Genomic DNA, 17,036 nt, shown 5'->3' on the forward strand with positions numbered 1-17,036 from the left:
GCGTACATTAGCGTCGTACTGACGAAAAGGGGAGAAGAGATGACGGACGCAGCACAGCCGATCCGGGACGTCGCCGAGGAGTGGCGCGTCCTCAGCTCCGAGACGCCCTTCCGGGGCCGGGTCACCGGGGTGCGCACCGACGAGGTCGAGATGCCCGACGGCACCACCGCCCGGCGGGACTACCAGCTCCACCCCGGCTCGGTCGCCATCCTCGCCCTCGACGAGCAGCAGCGGGTGCTGGTCGTCCGCCAGTACCGCCACCCCGTCCGCCAGCGCCTCTGGGAGCTGCCCGCGGGCCTGCTGGACGTACCCGGCGAGAACCCGCTGCACGCCGCCCAGCGCGAGCTGTACGAGGAGGCGCACTGCAAGGCGGGCGAGTGGAAGGTCCTGATCGACTTCTACACCTCGCCCGGCGGCACCGACGAGGCCCTGCGGATCTTCCTCGCCTCCGATCTCGCCGAGGCCGAGGGCGAGCGCTACGCCGCGCACGGGGAGGAGCTGGAGATCGAGGTGGCCCGGGTGCCGCTCGACGAGCTCGTCCGCCTCGTCCTGGCCGGCGAGCTGCACAACCCCACGCTCAGCGCCGGTTCCCTCGCTCTGCACGCGGCGCTGCGCCAGGCCGGCGGCCTGGACGCGCTGCGCCCGGCCGAGGCGCCCTGGCCGGCCAGGCCGTTCGACGCGGGCTGAGCGCCCCCGGCGGACCGGCGTTGATCCACAGGGGTGATTTACCGGTTCGTACGACCGGATGTCACCCCCGCGGCGCCGGACCGTCGAACTACGCTTCGCACACAGGGCCCGCTACGGGCCTGGCCGGCAGTCCGCCCGCGGGAGCTGCCGGACAGGCCCGGGGGCCGGCTCCGCAGAGTGACTGGTCGGGAGTGGCGCTGGTGGCGAGGAAGACGGCGACGATGGACGCACGGCCGACCCCGGACGGAGCCGCGGACGGCCTGCCCGCCGGCCCCGCCGTGTTCGCCGGACGGCGCACCGAACTCGCCGCCCTGCGGGCCGCCGCGGCCCGGCCGGCCGCCGGGCGCAGCCCCGTCCTGGTCCTGGCCGGACGCCCCGGCTCCGGCCGCACCACGCTGGCCGTGCACTTCGCCCGCTCCGTCGCCGGCGACCACCCCGACGGCACCCTGTTCGCCCGGCTCTCCGCCCCCGACGGCAGCCGGGTGCCGCCCGGCCAGGTCGCCCGCCGCCTGCTGGAGCAGCTCGGCGGGACCCTCGACGCCATGCTGCTGCCCGGCGCCGGCCAGGACGGCCGCGACGACCCCGCCTGCGTACGGCTGCGCGCCGCACTGGCCGGGCGCAGGGTCCTGCTGCTGCTGGACGACGTCAAGGACGCGGGGCAGCTCTGGCCACTGCTCGCCGACGAGCCCGGGTGCCTGGTCGTCGCCACCACCGCGGGCCCGCTCACCGGGATCGAGGACATCGACCCGTGCATCCTCGGCGGCCTCGAACAGCGCACCTCGGTCGGCCTCCTCGGCGACCTGGTCGGCGGCAACCGGATCAGCTGCGACCCGGTCGGCGGCGCCGACCTGGCGGAGGCCTGCGCCTCCCGTCCGGCCGCCCTGCGGCTGATGGCGGGCTGGCTGCGCGGCAACCCCAAGGCGGCGGTCACGGACGCCGCCCGCGAACTGGCCCGGGTCACGGCGGCGGCCCCCGCGCCGGCCGCGGCCCCGGCCCGCACGGCGGGCGGGAAACAGGGGGCCGGCCGGCCTGCCGCGGGCGAGCCGCAGGCGGACCGTCCGGACGTGCGGAAGCCGTCGCCGCAGGAGCCGGCCGGGAAGGCCGGGAAGGGCAGGCCCGCACCCGCGCGCCCCGCCACCGCTCCCGCGCCCCCCGGCAAGCCGCCGGCGGCCGCAGCGCCCCCTGCCACGCCCCGGCCGTCCGTCGCACCGTCCGTCGCACCGTCCGTCGCACCGCCCACGGCCGAGGTCGGGCCCGCCGAGCCCGTGCCGGTGCCGGACAACGACCCGCTGATCGGGGCCTTCACCCTGCTCTACGGCACCCTGCCGGCCGGGCAGGCGCGGATGCTGCGCACCCTGACCCTGGCCCCGGCGCAGACCGCCGACCTGCGGACGGCCTCCGCCCTGGTGGGCTGCCCCGCCCCGGAGGCCGCCGCCACGCTGGCCGCGCTGGCGGGCCACGAACTGCTCGGCGAGGAGCCGCCCGCCGCCGACGGCACCCCCCGCTACCGGGTGCCCGGCCGGCTGTACGCCCGGCTGGTGCAGCTGCGCGAGGCCACCGACCGCCCCGCTGAGACCGAACTCGCGCGGGCCCGGCTGCTGGAGCGGCTCGTCCGGCTGGTCGACTCGGCGCGGGCGCTGCTCGACCCGGCCGGCGGCCCGGGGCCCGAGGCGCTCCCCGGGCCGCTGCGGCTGCGCTCCGCCGACCAGGCCCGCCAGTGGCTGCTCGGCGAGCGTGACCTCCTGCTGGGCGCCGTGGCGGGCGCCATCGGCCAGGGCGACCTGGACGGTTCGGCCGGCCGGCTGGTCACCGCGCTGCTCCGCGCCCTGCCGCTGACCGGCGGCGCCGCACCCGCGGACCTGCACCAGCTGCACGAACTGGTGCTCCGGGTGGCCGAGCGGCACGGCGCGCCCCGCCGGGCGGCCGCCGCCCTGCTGAACCTGGCCGACCTGCAGGCCGCGGCCGGGCACTGGGACCAGGCGGCCGGCCGTTACCGGGCGGCCCTCGGGCACGCCCGTACGGCGGAGGACGAGCCCGCCTGCGCGCGCGCCCTGGAGGGGGCGGCCGGCTGCCATCGCGCGCTGGGTGATCCGGTGCGCGCCGCCGATGCGTACGGACGGGCGCTCGGGCTGCGGCAGGAGCTGGGGGACCAGCCCGCGGAGGCCCGGCTGCTGGCCCGGCTCGCCGAGGCGCACACCGCCCAGCGCCGGTTCGAGGAGGCCGAGCGGGAGTACCGGGCGTCGCTGGCGGTGCTGCGCCGGCTGGGCGACGACCGGGGGCGGGAGGCGGTGACGGTCGCCCTGGAGCACCTGCGGGAGCAGGTCGATGGCGGTTGGTAGCGATCGGCTTCGGAGTAATGTCCCAGATGCCGTTTTTCGTCGTAATTGCTGGAAAATCCCGCGCGCAAGCCTACGAACCTGCCAATGTGTCCCGCCGATTTGGTCAGTTTGGAAGGCTGACACGCCGACTGGGCTTCATTACACTCGAACCTAGTCGCGCAGCGAGATGTGCCCCGGTGTCCTCCGGTGGCTGCCCGTGCGCGTCGCCCGCCGGTCATTCCCCGGCCGGGACCACAGGTAAGAGGGACGTGTTTAGCCGTGACCAAGGTCGGCATCCCCCGCGAGGTCAAGAACCACGAGTACCGCGTGGCCATCACGCCCGCCGGCGTGCATGAGCTGGTCCGTAACGGACACGAGGTCTACATCGAGGACAACGCCGGTCTCGGCTCCTCGATCCCCAACGAGGAGTACGTGGCCGCCGGCGCCACCGTCCTCGCCACCGCCGACGAGGTCTGGGCGACCGCCGACCTGCTGCTGAAGGTCAAGGAGCCGATCGCCCAGGAGTACCACCGCCTGCGCAAGGGCCAGACCCTCTTCACCTACCTGCACCTGGCGGCCGACCGGGCCGGCACCGACGCGCTGCTCGCGTCCGGCACCACGGCCATCGCGTACGAGACGGTGCAGCTCGCGGGCGGTGCCCTGCCGCTGCTCGCCCCGATGTCCGAGGTCGCGGGCCGGCTCGCGCCGCAGGTCGGCTCGTACCACCTGATGCGCCCGGCCGGCGGCCGCGGCACCCTCCCCGGCGGCGTGCCCGGCACCCACCCGGCGAAGGCCGTCGTCATCGGCGGTGGCGTCTCCGGCTGGCACGCGGCCACCATCGCCATCGGCATGGGCTACGACGTCACCCTGCTCGACCGCGACATCAACAAGCTGCGCGAGGCCGACAAGATCTTCGGCACGAAGATCAAGGCGATCGCCTCCAACGCCTTCGAGCTGGAGAAGGCCGTCCTCGACGCCGACCTGGTGATCGGTGCCGTCCTGATTCCCGGCGCCAAGGCCCCCAAGCTGGTCACCAACGAGCTGGTCTCCCGGATGAAGCCGGGCTCCGTGCTCGTCGACATCGCGATCGACCAGGGCGGCTGCTTCGAGGACTCCCGCCCCACCACGCACGACGACCCGACCTTCCAGGTCCACAACTCGGTGTTCTACTGCGTGGCGAACATGCCGGGCGCCGTCCCGAACACCTCCACCTACGCGCTGACCAACGCCACGCTGCCCTACATCGTGGAGCTGGCCAACCGTGGCTGGAAGGACGCGCTGCGCCGCGACGCCGCGCTCGCCAAGGGCCTCAACACGCACGAGGGCCAGATCACCTTCGCGGGTGTCGCCGAGGCCTTCGGCCTGGAGTCGGTTTCCCTGGAGAGCGTGCTCGCCTGACACACCCTCAGGGCGGTCCGTCCCGTTCGCGGGGCGGACCGCACGCCCCCGGCCCGATCGTCTCGGGCCGGGGGCTTCGGCATGCCCGCGTGCGGCGGCCGGCGGGGGGGCGCGCGGGTTCGCGACGCCGGCCCGGACGACCTCCGGCGGCGGCCGGCGGAAGTGTCGTCAATTTCTGTGGGTCGCGTCACCCGACCGCAGAAACGTTAGGGTCAAGGGGCCGCCCATCCCTTGACAGAGGGTGGCCCGATAGTCGACACATCCTGCCCACTACCGTGGATTGTGTTGCTGCGAACGCCCGGAACGGCCTAGAGTCGCAAACCGTCGGCATGCTGCCACGCTGACGAATCGACATAGAGTCCTGGATGCCCAAGGAGGTAAGACGACTTGTGAATGAGTCGACATTTGCTCCCGGGGGTGGTCAGCCAGGACTGGCGGGGCACACCGCCGGACAGCCGAGTGAGGGGCCCGGGGCCCGACACGCCACCGTGGGCTCGGCCGAGGTCGGCTCGGTCGCGGTCCGCACCTTCGAGGCCCGCCAGGCCAACGCCCCGGTCATCGAGTACGAAACCGAGCTGCCGTCGCACGGTCTGGCCTACGGCGAGTTCGCCTACGGCGCCTACGACGACCCGGACGCCGAGTACGAGCCCGACCCCGAGTACGCCGCCACCCTGGCCCCCGACGCCGCGCGCCAGCGCCGCGAGCGGGTCGGCCCGACCGGCCGGCCGCTGCCGTACTTCCCGATCCCCGCGCCGCTGGCCGACCACGGCCCCGCGCAGATCATCGCGATGTGCAACCAGAAGGGCGGCGTCGGCAAGACCACGTCGACCATCAACCTGGGGGCCGCGCTCGCCGAGTACGGCCGCCGGGTGCTGCTGGTCGACTTCGACCCGCAGGGCGCGCTCTCCGTCGGCCTCGGGGTCAACCCGATGGAGCTCGACGTCACCGTCTACAACCTCCTCATGGAGCGGGGGCTGACGGCCGATGAGGTGCTGCTGAAGACCGCCGTCCCCGGCATGGACCTGCTGCCCTCCAACATCGACCTGTCCGCCGCCGAGGTGCAGCTGGTCAGCGAGGTGGCCCGGGAGTCCGCGCTGGCGCGGGCGCTCAAGCCGCTGCTGCCCGACTACGACTTCGTCATCATCGACTGCCAGCCCTCGCTGGGCCTGCTGACGGTCAATGCGCTGACCGCGGCTCACAGCGTCATCGTCCCGCTGGAGTGCGAGTTCTTCGCGCTGCGCGGCGTCGCGCTGCTGACCGAGACGATCGAGAAGGTCTGCGAGCGGCTCAACCCCGAGCTGCGCCTGGACGGCATCCTGGCCACCATGTACGACTCCCGCACGGTGCACAGCCGTGAGGTGCTCGCACGCGTGGTCGAGGCCTTCGGGGAGCACGTCTTCCACACCGTCATCGGCCGTACCGTGCGGTTCCCGGAGACCACCGTCGCCGGCGAGCCGATCACCACGTACGCGACCAACTCGGTCGGCGCCGCCGCCTACCGCCAGCTCGCCAGGGAGGTGCTCGACCGGTGCCGCCCCGCCGAGTGAGTCTCCCGGGTGCCGACGAGCTGTTCCGGACCACCGGGGGGATGGCCCTCTCGCCGTCCCTCAGCCGGTCGGCCGAGGCGCCCAGAACGGAGACCTCACGGGACGTCAACGGCGCCGGGGCGCCGGAGCGGGACCCGCGTACCGGCCGCCCGGCCCCCGAGCAGCGGCCCGGCGAGCGGCCCACCGTGCCCGGCCCGGCGCAGGGCTCACCGGGCCAGGGCCAGGCCGGCCAGGGAGCCGGCCAGCCCGGCCCGCAGGCGGCCCGCCAGCACGGCGCGGCCGAGGACCAGAACGGCGCGGGGGACCCGGCCCGGCGTGCCCGGGCCCGCACCCGGGCACCGCGGCGCCCCAGCGGCCGCGAGCGGCACGACGAGAAGATCACCGTGTACGTGTCCGCCGAGGAGCTCATGGACCTCGAACACGCACGGCTGGTCCTGCGCGGTGAGCACGGCCTGGCCGTGGACCGCGGCCGGATCGTCCGGGAGGCCATCGCGGTCGTGCTGGCGGACCTGGAGCAGCGCGGCGAGGCGAGCATCCTGGTCCGGCGGCTGCGCGGGCGCTGAGCGCCCTCCGGCCGGGGCGCACCGGCGCCCGGCCGCCGGGGGCGGCGTGTCGGCGCCCCCGGAACGGGCGGTACGGCCTCCCGGGGTGAAGATGGGCTGTCATGCCGAGCCCGCCCCGCACTCCGGACACCGCCACCACCGCTGATCGCGCCGCACCCGCAGCAGCAGAGCAGCGCGGGGGCTTCCAGGTACGGCTGGACAACTTCGAGGGCCCCTTCGACCTGCTGCTCGGCCTGATCGCCAAGCACCGGATGGACGTGACCGAGGTCGCGCTGTCCCGCGTCACCGACGAGTTCATCGCCCACATCCGCGCGATGGGCCCCGACTGGGACCTCGACGCCGCGACCGAGTTCCTGGTCGTCGCCTCCACCCTGCTCGACCTCAAGGCGGCCCGGCTGCTGCCCGCCGCCGAGATCGAGGACGAGGAGGACCTCGCCCTGCTGGAGGCCCGCGACCTGCTGTTCGCCCGGCTCCTGCAGTACCGCGCCTACAAGCGGGCCGCCGAGGTGTTCGGCGAGCGCTGGGCCGCCGAACTGCTGCACCGCCCCCGCACCGCCGGCCTGGAGCCGCACCACGCGAAGCTGCTGCCCGAGGTCGTGATCAACATCGGGCCGGAGGAGTTCGCCCGGCTCGCCGCGCGGGCGATGGCCCCGAAACCCCCGCCGGTCGTCTACGTCGACCACATCCACGCGCCGCCGGTCAGCGTCCGCGAGCAGGCCGCGCTGGTGGTGGGGATGCTCGGCTCGCTGGGCGAGGCCACCTTCGGCCGGCTCGTCGCCGACGCCCCGGACACCCTGGTGGTGGTCGCCCGCTTCCTCGCCCTGCTGGAGCTGTACCGCGAGCGGGTGCTCGCCTTCGAGCAGCCGGAGGCGCTCGGCGAACTGCTGGTGCGGTGGGTGGCGGAGGCCGACCGGACGACCGTCGAGGTGACCGACGAGTTCGACCGGCCGCCCGGCAGCACCGACGACCCCGACGACCCCGCCGGACCCGGGGCGCGAACCCGCAGGGGCGGCAAGGCCCGCAAGGCCCGCAAGGACGGTGAACCGCGATGACCGCACCCGAGAGCGCCGGACTCCCCGTGAGCAGGCCCGAGAGCGGCCCTGGCGGCCCCGGGAGCGACCTGGCGGCCCTCCCCGCCGCCCGGAGGCCGCAGCGGCGCCCGCTGGGCCTCCCGGGGCGCCCGCGCGCCGAGGAGTGGCAGGAGCCCGCCGGGGAGCCCGCCGCGGCGCCCTTCGAGGCGGACGGGGACGCCGGGCCGGAGGGGGACGCCGGGCCGGACGGGGACGCGGTCGCCCTGAAGCCGGCCCTGGAGGCGATCCTGATGGTCGTCGAGGAACCCGCCACCGAGGCCCACCTCGCCGACGTCCTGGAGCACCCCCGCGCCGCCGTCGCCGCCGCCCTGCGCGAACTCGCCGCCGAGTACACCGCCCAGGGGCGCGGCTTCGAGCTGCGGCTGGTGGCCGGCGGCTGGCGCTACTACAGCAGGGCGCGGTGCTCGCCGGCCGTCGAGCGGTTCGTCCTGGACGGGCAGCAGGCCAGGCTGTCGCAGGCCGCACTGGAGACGCTGGCGGTCGTCGCCTACCGGCAGCCGGTGTCCAGATCGCGGGTATCCGCCGTCCGTGGTGTGAACTGTGACGGCGTGATGCGTACCCTGGTACAGCGAGGACTGGTGGAAGAGACCGGGTCCGAGCCCGAAACAGGTGCGATCCTGTATCGGACGACGAACTACTTCCTGGAACGGATGGGGCTGCGCGGCTTGGACGAGCTGCCGGAGCTCGCGCCCTTCCTGCCCGAGGTCGACGACGTGGAAGCGGAGTCCCTGGAGGGCACGACGATCGCGGATGCGGTCGCCGCCGCTGCCGCGCAATCTGCGGACCGCAGTGGCGAGACCGGTCGGACAGAGTCCGACCGGTAGGGGGCGGTGAGGTCGGCCGAGACGACTTGCACATCCCAGACGGAATCGACGTACGGACTTTTTGATGCGTAGCAGTGGCAACGACAGGAACAGTAGCGGCGGCGGCAGCCGGGGCGGACAGGGCGGGGCCCGGGGCGGCAGCTCCTCCGGGGGCGGCGGTTCGTACGGCGGCGGTCGCTCCGGCGGCGGCTCCTACGGTGGTGGCGGCGGCCAGGGTGGCGGCCGCAGTGGTGGTTCGTCCTACGGCGGTGGCAGCGGCGGCGGTTCGCGCGGCGGCTCCGGCGGTGGTTCGTACGGCGGTGGCTCCGGCGGTTCGCGCGGCGGCTCCTCGGGTGGCGGTTCGTACGGTGGTGGCGGCGGCTCGCGCGGCGGCTCCGGCGGCGGCTCCTACGGTGGCGGCAGCGGCAGCGGCGGCGGTTCGTACAGCGGTTCCGGTGGCGGCCGCTCCTACGGTGGCGGCTCCGGTGGCTCCGGCGGTTCGCGCGGCGGCTCCTCGGGCGGCAGCTCGTACGGTGGCGGCTCCGGTGGCGGCAGCTCGTACGGCCGCGGTGGCGGCCAGGGCGGCGGCGGTGGCCGTGGCGGCTCCGGTGGCGGCGGTTCGTACGGCGGCGGCAACCGCGGCGGGTCCGGTGGCGGCGGTTCGTACGGTCGTGACGACCGTCGTGACGACCGCGGGCGTGACAGCCGTGACAGCCGTGACAGCCGGCGCGACGACCGTCCGCAGTACCCGGACCGTCCGCTGCGCCCCGAGGAGCGCAAGTACGACCGTCCGGAGTTCGGCTCCGGCGGCCACTACGGAGCCCGCAAGGCGCTGCCGCCGGCCAAGGGGCCGGCGCGTCCGCGCCAGCCCGGGCAGGGCGCCCCGGGCGACCCGCGCCGTCAGCCGCAGCGCTCCCGTGAGCTGCAGGCCAAGATCGAGGACGCGGTGCTGGCCCGGCACGACAAGCCGGCCGTGAAGCTGCCGAAGACCTTCGACGAGCCCGAGGGCGAGCGCCTGCAGAAGGTGCTGGCGCGGGCCGGCATGGGCAGCCGTCGCGCCTGCGAGGAGCTGGTCACCCAGGGCCGCGTCATGGTCAACGGCAAGCTGGTGACCGAGCAGGGCAAGCGGGTCGACGCGCAGAACGACGAGATCAAGGTGGACGGCCTGACCGTCGCCACCCAGTCGTACCTGTTCTTCGCGCTGAACAAGCCGGCCGGCGTCGTCTCCACCATGGAGGACCCGGACGGGCGCCAGTGCCTCGGCGACTACGTGACCAACCGGGAGACCCGGCTGTTCCACGTCGGCCGCCTGGACACCGAGACCGAGGGCATCATCCTGCTCACCAACCACGGCGAGCTGGCCCACCGTCTCACCCACCCGAAGTACGGCGTGACCAAGACGTACATGGCCGCCATCCAGGGCCCGATCCCGCGCGACCTGGGCAAGACGCTCGCCCAGGGCATCCAGCTGGAGGACGGCTTCGCCCGTGCCGACAGCTTCAAGGTGCTCTCGAACGTCGGCAAGAACTACCTGGTCGAGGTGACCCTGCACGAGGGCCGCAAGCACATCGTCCGCCGGATGCTCGCCGAGGCGGGCTACCCGGTCGAGAAGCTGGTCCGCACCCACTTCGGCCCGATCGCCCTGGGCGACCAGAAGTCGGGCTGGCTGCGCCGCCTGACCAACCCCGAGGTCGGCCAGCTGATGAACGAGGTCGGTCTGTAGGACCGCCGGCCGGACCGGCGCACCGCCGGGCACGACCGCAGGACGCGTCATACCTGCTGATGAAGGGCCTCCCCGCCGACCGGCGGGGAGGCCCTCCCGTTGTCGGGGGCACCGTGTGAGCCTGGCCGCACCGGCTTGTCAGCCGGATCATCCGTGGCAGAGGATTGCCACCTGACAACGGCCTGCCGGGTGGCGGGACTGCGCCACACGGGGTCTGCGCCGGGGACTGCGCCATGGTGGGGCAGGGAGAGGCGAACAGGGGAGCACGTCGTGTCCGAAGCACTGAGCGCACTGGGACTGGCAGAGCCGGACGGGCAGGTCTACACGGCACTGGTGGCCAATCCGCAGTCGACCGCGGAGGACCTGGCCGAGCAGTGCGGCCTCACCCTCCAGCAGAGCGGCCGGGCGCTGGACCGGCTGGCCCAGCACGGCATGGCCACCCGCGCCCCGGTCGACCGCCAGCGGTTCCTACCGGTCGCCCCGGACGTCGCCATCGGCACCCTGATCGGCCACCGGGAGGCCGAACTGCGGCACGCCCGTGCCGAGATGCACCGCCTGATGGACGCCTTCCGGGAGGCGTCCCGCTACACCGACCCCGCGCACTCGGTGGAGGTGCTGACCGGCGGCGAGGCGATCGCGCAGCGGCTGGAGCACATCACCGAGACCAGCCAGTACCAGGTGCGCGGCTTCGACTGCCCGCCGTACATCCAGGACCCGGTGGTCAACATCCCGCTGCAGGGCAAGCGGATGAAGGAGGGCCTGCGGATCCGGACGATCTACGACCGGGAGGCGGTGGCCTGGCCGGGCCGGCTGGAGAAGAACATCCTGGTCGGGGTGGAGGCCGGCGAGGAGGCCCGGGTGCGGCCGGTGCTCCCGATGAAGATGATCATGTCCGACGACCGGATGGCGATCATCCCGATCAGCGTCGGCGACAGCGTCCTGGACGCCGCGTACGTGATCCACCCCTCCGCCCTGCTCCAGGCCCTCGACACGCTCTTCGAGGCCGAGTGGGAGCGGGCCGTGCAGCTCCAGGCCGCGATCGGCTCGGCCGACGGCTCGCTGGAGCCCGAGGCCGACCACCGCAAGCTGCTCGGCCTGCTGGCGGCCGGCCTGACCGACGAGTCGATCGCCCGCTCGCTCGGCTGGAGCGCCCGCACCACCCAGCGCCGGCTGCAGAGCCTGATGCGCGAACTCGGTGCCACCACCCGCTTCCAGGCCGGCATGGCGGCCCGGGAGCGGGGCTGGCTCTGACCGCGGGCCGCACGCGCGGCGCGGGCGGGCCTCAGCTCCAGGGGAGCAGGCTCGCCCAGCGCCCGTCCGGGCCCCGCTCCACCTTCTCCAGGCCGACCACGGCGCTGCGGTTCAACCGCCCGTAGATGTGCGGGTAGAGCACCCCCGGCGTCGCGCCGGGCGGCGGGGCGCCGTGCGGCTCCTCCCACTTCACCATCGGCTCCACCAGCGACTCCTCGACCAGCAGCACCATCAGCGGGCCGGGGGAGTCGGCGAAGAAGGCGTTGGCCACCGCGAGCGCCGTCCGCTCGTCCGCCGCGCAGTGGATGAACCCGTCGGTCAGCAGCGAGGCGGTGGCGTACGGCCGCCCCGGGTCGGTGAGCCAGTCGTCCAGGGGTGCGAGGTGCAGGATCATTCTCCTGTTGTACCTTGAGCGGCCGTCACAGCGGGACCTCCCGGCGGGCCTTCGCGCGCTGGTGTCACCCGCTCCCGCCCGGGGGCCCTCACAGCCCGGCCACCTTCGCCGAGGACGACACCTCGTAGACCAGCGTGACGGTCCGCCGGGCGCCCGGCGCCAGCGCGAGGTCCCAGCGGACGATGCCCTCGGCGTCGAAGGCGTCCGGTGCGGGCGAGCAGTGCTCCTTGCGCAGCCGCACCTCCACTGCCGACACCTCCGAGACCGGGACGCGCTCGCGCACCGTCACCACCTGCTCGTCCCGCTCCTCCGGGCCGGAGAACCGCGACACGAACAGCCGGACGGTACGGGTGGACACCTGGCGCTGGGCGAGCCCCGCCGTCGAAGCCTGCTCCTGCGTCTCGCGGACCACCCGGTAGCCGTCCGCGCTGCCGAAGGCCAGCTCCGCGGCCGCCCCCGGCGCGGTGAAGCCCAGCTCGCCGCGGCCGGTGAAACCGCTGTCGCGCACCAGCTCCACCGGCCCCGCCAGCAGCGCGTGACCGGCCTCGTTGCGGAACCGCACCACCTGCGTGACCAGCGGCGACAGCTCCGGCGCGCAGGCGTACTCGCTGCTCGCCGACGTGCTGAACCCGCCCAGCGGCACCCGGTGCGCCCGGCCGTCCGAAGGCACCGTCGCCGGGGCCGGCGCGGGCAGCACCCGCACCTCGCCGCCGTCGTCCATCCCGGGTACGGCCGCGGACGGGCCGAGCGTGCTGACCGCCTCCTCGCGCAGCTCCACCTCGACCGTGCGGCGCTCCTCAGCGCTGCGCTCGCGCAGCGCGAGCCGGTCCTCGGTGAGCCGGGGCGGGTCGGTGGCGAGCGCGGAGCGGGCGGTGGAGAGGGTGAGCCGCACGCCCGGCCAGTCCTCGCCGGTGCGCTGCCAGACCACCGCCTCGGACTCCAGCCGCAGCGTGCCGTCCGCGAGCACCGCCCGGTACGAGGGGCGCCAGAGCGCACACGGGACGAGATGGGTGACCGTCAGCCCGGCGGGCCCGGCCTCGGCGGCCTCGACGGTGATCTCCAGGTGGGCGGTGAGCCGGGCCGGCTCCTCCTCGGCGAGCTCCAGGGCCGCCGCGGCCTGCTCGCGCTCCTCCGCCAGCACCCGCAGCCGCGAGCGGGCCGCCCGCAGCTCCTCGCCGTGGCGCTCGCGCTCGCCGTCCACCCGGTCGAGCTCGCGGGCCCAGCGGCCCCGCTCGACCTCGCCGCGGCCGGCGCCCTCGCCGATCTCGCGGAGCAGGTCGGCGGCGAGCTGGGCGAGCAGCGCGAGCCGGGCGTCCAGCCGGTCGCGCTGCCGCTCGTTCTCCCGGACCAGCTCCTCCAGCTCGTGCAGGCGGTGCCGTAGCCGGGAGTCGTCCGGGCCGGGCGGCAGCGGCGCGGGCGGCGTCCAGGCCCGGACCACCCGGGCGTCCAGCACCCGGACGCCGGGCCGGTCGCTCTCGGCCCGCAGCGTCCGGTCGACGGCGAGGGCGGTGACCGGGCCCAGCCGCAGCTGCTGGACTCCGGCGGCCAGGTCGAAGACGGCCGAGCGCTCGACCTGGCTGCGGTCCTCCAGACAGGTGACGGCGGTGACCGGGAAGGCGGCCGGCGGAGCCTGGGGCAGCGGGGTTGTCGTCAGGGGTGCCATGGTCAGTTCCTCCGGTTGCCGCCGACGATGGCCTTGCCGGCCGGGATACGGATCTCGTAGCCGCCGTCGAGCTCGGCCCGGCCACCGGCCGGCAGCTCGACCCGCCACAGCCGGGTGCTCGCCGGCAGCTCGTCCGACGGGTCGTCGGGCGGCGCCCAGCCGGCCCGCTCCTCGATCCTGATCCCGTCCTCGGACGCGACCGGCACCCGTTCGCGGACCTCCACCGTGACGGCGTGGCCCAGCCGGTTCGCCAGTTCCACGTGCACCCGGTGTTCCAGCACGGTGCTGCTGTTCAGCATCCCCGCCGTGGACTCCCGCAGCTCGGTGCGGCGCGCCACCTCGATGCTCTCGGTGACGCCCAGGCCCAGCCGGCTGCCGCCGCCGCGCGGGAGCGATGGCAGGGCGGCGGTCAGCAGGTAGTCGCCGTCCACCGTCACCTCGACCGGCCCGGCCAGCAGGGCCTGCGGTGAGTCGTTCGCGACCAGCAGCGTCCCGTACACCTTCTCCTCGACGGACGGCACGCAGACGTACTCCGGCCGCAGCGACACCTCGACCTCCCCGACCGTGACGGTGTGCCAGGTGCCGTCGGAGGGGATGTCGGCGGGCGCGGCGGCGTCGAAGCGGTGGTCGAAGGAGCCCGCCGAGCGGCGCGGGGGCACGGCGTGCCGGGGCAGCGGCAGATCGGTCACCCGCTGGGCGAGGCCGCGCGCGGCGGAGTCCGGCTCGGCGGCCGGTGCCGGGCGCAGCACCCCCCGGCGGGCCGGGCCCTGGTCGGGGCCCGCCAGCTCCAGGGCCGGGTAGTCGAGCAGGGCGGGGTCGGGCGCGGGCGGTCCGGCGGGCGGTCCGGCGGGCGGTCCGGCGGGCGCCGCACCGGGCGGCAGGCCGCCGGGCGGCGCCGGGCTCGGCGCAGCGGCGCCGACGCGCTTGCGGGAGGGCGCGCTGCGGGACGTCAGAACGTCCGGGCTCGCGAGGTCGGCCGCCGGAGCGGCCTGCGGGGCGGGCGCCGCGCCGCCGTAGGCCGCCATCATCGGCGCGAACGGTGCGGGCGGCGGGAGCGGCGGGCCGCCCGCTTCGAGGGTCCCGCCGCCGGTCGCCCAGACGGGGGCGGAGGCGGAGGGCGGCCCGGCGGGGGCGGAGACGGCGGGGGCGGAGACGGCGAGCGGCCGGGCCGGGGCCGGGCGCGGGCCCACCGCGTCGTACGCGGTGAACAGGTCGGCCAGGCCGCCCGGCGCCTCCCGCCAGCCGGTCGGCGGCGGCGCGGGCTGGCTGCGGCCGATCCGCAGGGAGCGCAGCCGGGGCAGATCGGTGCGGCGCTGGAGGTCCGCACTGGACAGTGCCAGCCGGACGCCCGTCCAGTCCTCGCCGGTGCGCTGCACCACCGAGGCCCGCAGCAGCAGGCTGCCGGTGCCGGCCCCGCGGCTGTAGCCGAGCCGGTAGGCCGGCACCCAGCGCGCGCCCGGCACGCCGTACTCCAGTTCGATCTCGACCTCGACGGCCGCCGGTACGGACTCCGGTGCGGCGGCCGGCCCGGCCAGCGTCAGCAGGACGGTCGCGGACGTCTCGACCGGCTGCGCGGGCCGCGCCGTCGAGGCCCGCCGGAGCCGGTCGGTGAGCACCTCCGTCTCGTGCTCCGCGAGCCGCAGCTCCCGGGTCAGCTCCTCGGCGCGGGCGTGCAGGGCGGTGAGGCGCTCGTCCACGAAGTCCGCGAGCTCCAGCCAGGCGTCGGCGGGCGTGCGGCGATGGCCCTCGTCGTCACGGCGCGGCGGCGGGACGGCGCGCAGCGCGGTGCTCTCCGCGATCCGGACCAGCAGCAGCCGGTGGCGCTCCCGGACGGCGCTCTCGTGCTCGCGCGCCTCGTCCAGCCTGCGGCGCAGCTCCGGCAGCCCCGCCCGCGGGCGCAGCTCGGCCCGGGGCTCCAGCCGGGCCTCGGTCACGCTCCAGCCGGCCGCACCACCGACCACCCTGGCCCGCAGGGACCGGCCGTCCAGCACCCGCGGCAGCCCGGTGAGCCGCACCCGCCGCCCCGCCGGGACGACCCCGGCCGCCCGGCGCCGGCACAACGCCCCCACGGCGTACACCACGACGGAGTCGAGGACGGACTCCCAGCCGGCCTCGCCCGTACCGTCCCCGTCCCCGTCCGTACCGTCCGCACCGATGTTGTCCGTACCGCTGTCGTGCGCACCGATTCCGACCGCTTCTGCCGCCACCCCGGTAACCCCTTCGTCCGCGCCGCTGCTCCCGGGCGCCCAGTCTGCCGCCCGTCCGGCCCGCTGTCCTCGGATTTGGCCGCCCTCGGGCGTGTGCGCGGCCGGGTGGCCGGATGCGAGAGGATGGCCTCGCAGCCGAGCACGTGCTCACGTGAGCACGTGAGTACGCCCCGCCCCGCCCCAGGACAGCCCGCCCGCCCGTCAGCCCGTCAGGAGACGTACCCCGCCATGCGCACTGTCGCCGTCGTCGGCACCGGACTGATCGGCACCTCCGCCGCGCTCGCCCTCACCGGCCGCGGGCTCACCGTCCACCTGGAGGACGCCGACCCGGACGCCGCCCGCACCGCGGCCTCGCTCGGCGCCGGCACCACCGAGCCGGCCGACGGCCCGGTCGACCTGGCGATCATCGCCGTGCCGCCCGCCCTCGTCGGCAAGGTGCTCGCGGACTGCCAGCGGCGCGGCCTGGCCCGCTGGTACACCGACGTCGCCAGCGTAAAGGCCGGCCCGCGTGCCGAGATCACCGCGCTCGGCTGCGACACCACCCACTACATCGGCGGCCACCCGATGGCCGGCCGCGAGCGCTCCGGCCCGCTGGCCGCCAGCGCCGACCTCTTCGAGGGCCGGCCCTGGGTGCTCACCCCGACCCCGGACACCGACACCGACACGCTCAACGCGCTGCTGGAGGTCGTCGCCCTGTGCGGCGCCATGCCGATCGTGATGGACGCGGCCGAGCACGACCGGGCCGTCGCGCTCGTCTCGCACGCCCCGCAACTGTTCTCCTCCCTGGTCGCGGCCCGCCTGGAGCACGCCGACGAGACCTCCGTCCGGCTCGCCGGCCAGGGCGTGCGCGACGTCACCCGGATCGCCGCCTCCAGCCCCGCCATGTGGGTCGACATCCTCTCCGCGAACGCCGGTGTGGTCGCCGACGTGCTCGCCGACCTCGCCGCCGACCTCGGCGACACCGTCACCGCGCTGCGCGCCATGCAGGCCGCCGACGAGTCCGAGCGGCGGGCCGGTGCGGCCGGCATCGAGGCGGTGATGCGGCGCGGCAACCACGGCCAGGCCCGCATTCCCGGCAAGCACGGTGCCCCGCCCACCCGCTACGAGACGGTCGCCGTCGTCCTCGGCGACCAGCCGGGCGAGCTGGGCCGCCTGTTCGGCGAGGTCGGCGCGGCGGGCGTCAACATCGAGGACGTGGTGATCGAGCACTCCACCGCCCAGCAGGTCGGCTTCGTCCAGCTGTCCGTCGCCCCGGCGGCGGTCAAACCCCTCACGGCGACCCTGCGCGCCCACGGGTGGAGCGTCCGGGACTGAGCGGTCCGGCGCCGTCCGGCACGATCCGCGGCGGCGCCCCGGCGCTGGGCCGGACGGGTGAGGGCCGGTGCGGCGGG

13 protein-coding genes are annotated in these 17,036 nt (G+C 75.5%); 10 read left to right on the top strand and 3 right to left on the bottom strand.

What is annotated here, in order from left to right:
* The first annotated feature begins 39 nt into the window (after positions 1-39).
* The 9 genes from ACFUK0_RS13370 to ACFUK0_RS13410 all read left to right on the top strand — a co-directional run bounded on the left by ACFUK0_RS13370 (position 40) and on the right by ACFUK0_RS13410 (position 11,381).
* Positions 40-687, top strand: coding sequence for an NUDIX domain-containing protein (locus tag ACFUK0_RS13370; RefSeq protein WP_380249407.1), 648 nt, complete (start codon positions 40-42; stop codon positions 685-687).
* A 221-nt stretch (positions 688-908) separates the two neighbouring features.
* Complete coding sequence (locus tag ACFUK0_RS13375; protein WP_380249409.1) at positions 909-3,026, top strand: AAA family ATPase; 2,118 nt, start codon at positions 909-911, stop codon at positions 3,024-3,026.
* A 258-nt stretch (positions 3,027-3,284) separates the two neighbouring features.
* Positions 3,285-4,403: an alanine dehydrogenase gene (ald, locus tag ACFUK0_RS13380; protein WP_380249411.1), complete on the top strand. Its 1,119-nt coding sequence runs from the start codon at positions 3,285-3,287 to the stop codon at positions 4,401-4,403.
* Positions 4,404-4,891: 488 nt separating this feature from the next.
* Positions 4,892-5,950 carry a ParA family protein gene (locus ACFUK0_RS13385; protein ID WP_380249413.1) on the top strand — a complete coding sequence of 353 codons (1,059 nt, stop codon included), beginning with the start codon at positions 4,892-4,894 and terminating at the stop codon, positions 5,948-5,950.
* 41 nt (positions 5,951-5,991) lie between these two features.
* Positions 5,992-6,513, top strand: a complete 522-nt coding sequence (locus tag ACFUK0_RS13390; RefSeq protein ID WP_380249415.1) for a hypothetical protein — start codon at positions 5,992-5,994, stop codon at positions 6,511-6,513.
* A gap of 101 nt (positions 6,514-6,614) precedes the next feature.
* On the top strand, positions 6,615-7,565 hold the full coding sequence (locus tag ACFUK0_RS13395) for a segregation and condensation protein A (RefSeq protein WP_380249417.1): 951 nt from the start codon (positions 6,615-6,617) through the stop codon (positions 7,563-7,565).
* A gap of 269 nt (positions 7,566-7,834) precedes the next feature.
* Positions 7,835-8,428 carry an SMC-Scp complex subunit ScpB gene (gene scpB, locus ACFUK0_RS13400; protein ID WP_380249485.1) on the top strand — a complete coding sequence of 198 codons (594 nt, stop codon included), beginning with the start codon at positions 7,835-7,837 and terminating at the stop codon, positions 8,426-8,428.
* 64 nt (positions 8,429-8,492) lie between these two features.
* Entirely contained in the window at positions 8,493-10,130 is a 1,638-nt protein-coding gene (locus ACFUK0_RS13405; RefSeq protein WP_380249419.1) for a pseudouridine synthase, read from the top strand.
* Positions 10,131-10,400: 270 nt separating this feature from the next.
* On the top strand, positions 10,401-11,381 hold the full coding sequence (locus tag ACFUK0_RS13410; RefSeq protein ID WP_380249421.1) for a helix-turn-helix domain-containing protein: 981 nt from the start codon (positions 10,401-10,403) through the stop codon (positions 11,379-11,381).
* Between the two features lie 31 nt (positions 11,382-11,412).
* Here the strand turns inward: ACFUK0_RS13410 and ACFUK0_RS13415 are convergent, their stop codons facing one another.
* The 3 genes from ACFUK0_RS13415 to ACFUK0_RS13425 form a co-directional block, all read right to left on the bottom strand.
* A complete protein-coding gene (locus tag ACFUK0_RS13415) occupies positions 11,413-11,775 on the bottom strand; it encodes a DUF952 domain-containing protein (protein ID WP_380249423.1) in 363 nt (120 codons plus the stop codon).
* Between the two features lie 88 nt (positions 11,776-11,863).
* The gene (locus ACFUK0_RS13420; RefSeq protein ID WP_380249425.1) at positions 11,864-13,438 is read right to left on the bottom strand and encodes a DUF4139 domain-containing protein; all 1,575 of its coding nucleotides are present in this window, start codon (positions 13,436-13,438) and stop codon (positions 11,864-11,866) included.
* Between the two features lie 2 nt (positions 13,439-13,440).
* On the bottom strand, positions 13,441-15,645 hold the full coding sequence (locus ACFUK0_RS13425; protein WP_380249427.1) for a DUF4139 domain-containing protein: 2,205 nt from the start codon (positions 15,643-15,645) through the stop codon (positions 13,441-13,443).
* Between the two features lie 228 nt (positions 15,646-15,873).
* Between ACFUK0_RS13425 and ACFUK0_RS13430 the strand changes: the two genes are divergently transcribed.
* Complete coding sequence (locus tag ACFUK0_RS13430; RefSeq protein ID WP_380249429.1) at positions 15,874-16,959, top strand: prephenate dehydrogenase; 1,086 nt, start codon at positions 15,874-15,876, stop codon at positions 16,957-16,959.
* Positions 16,960-17,036 lie beyond the last annotated feature (77 nt).

This window comes from Kitasatospora sp. NPDC057223 (assembly GCF_042669755.1).
Lineage (GTDB): Bacteria > Actinomycetota > Actinomycetes > Streptomycetales > Streptomycetaceae > Kitasatospora.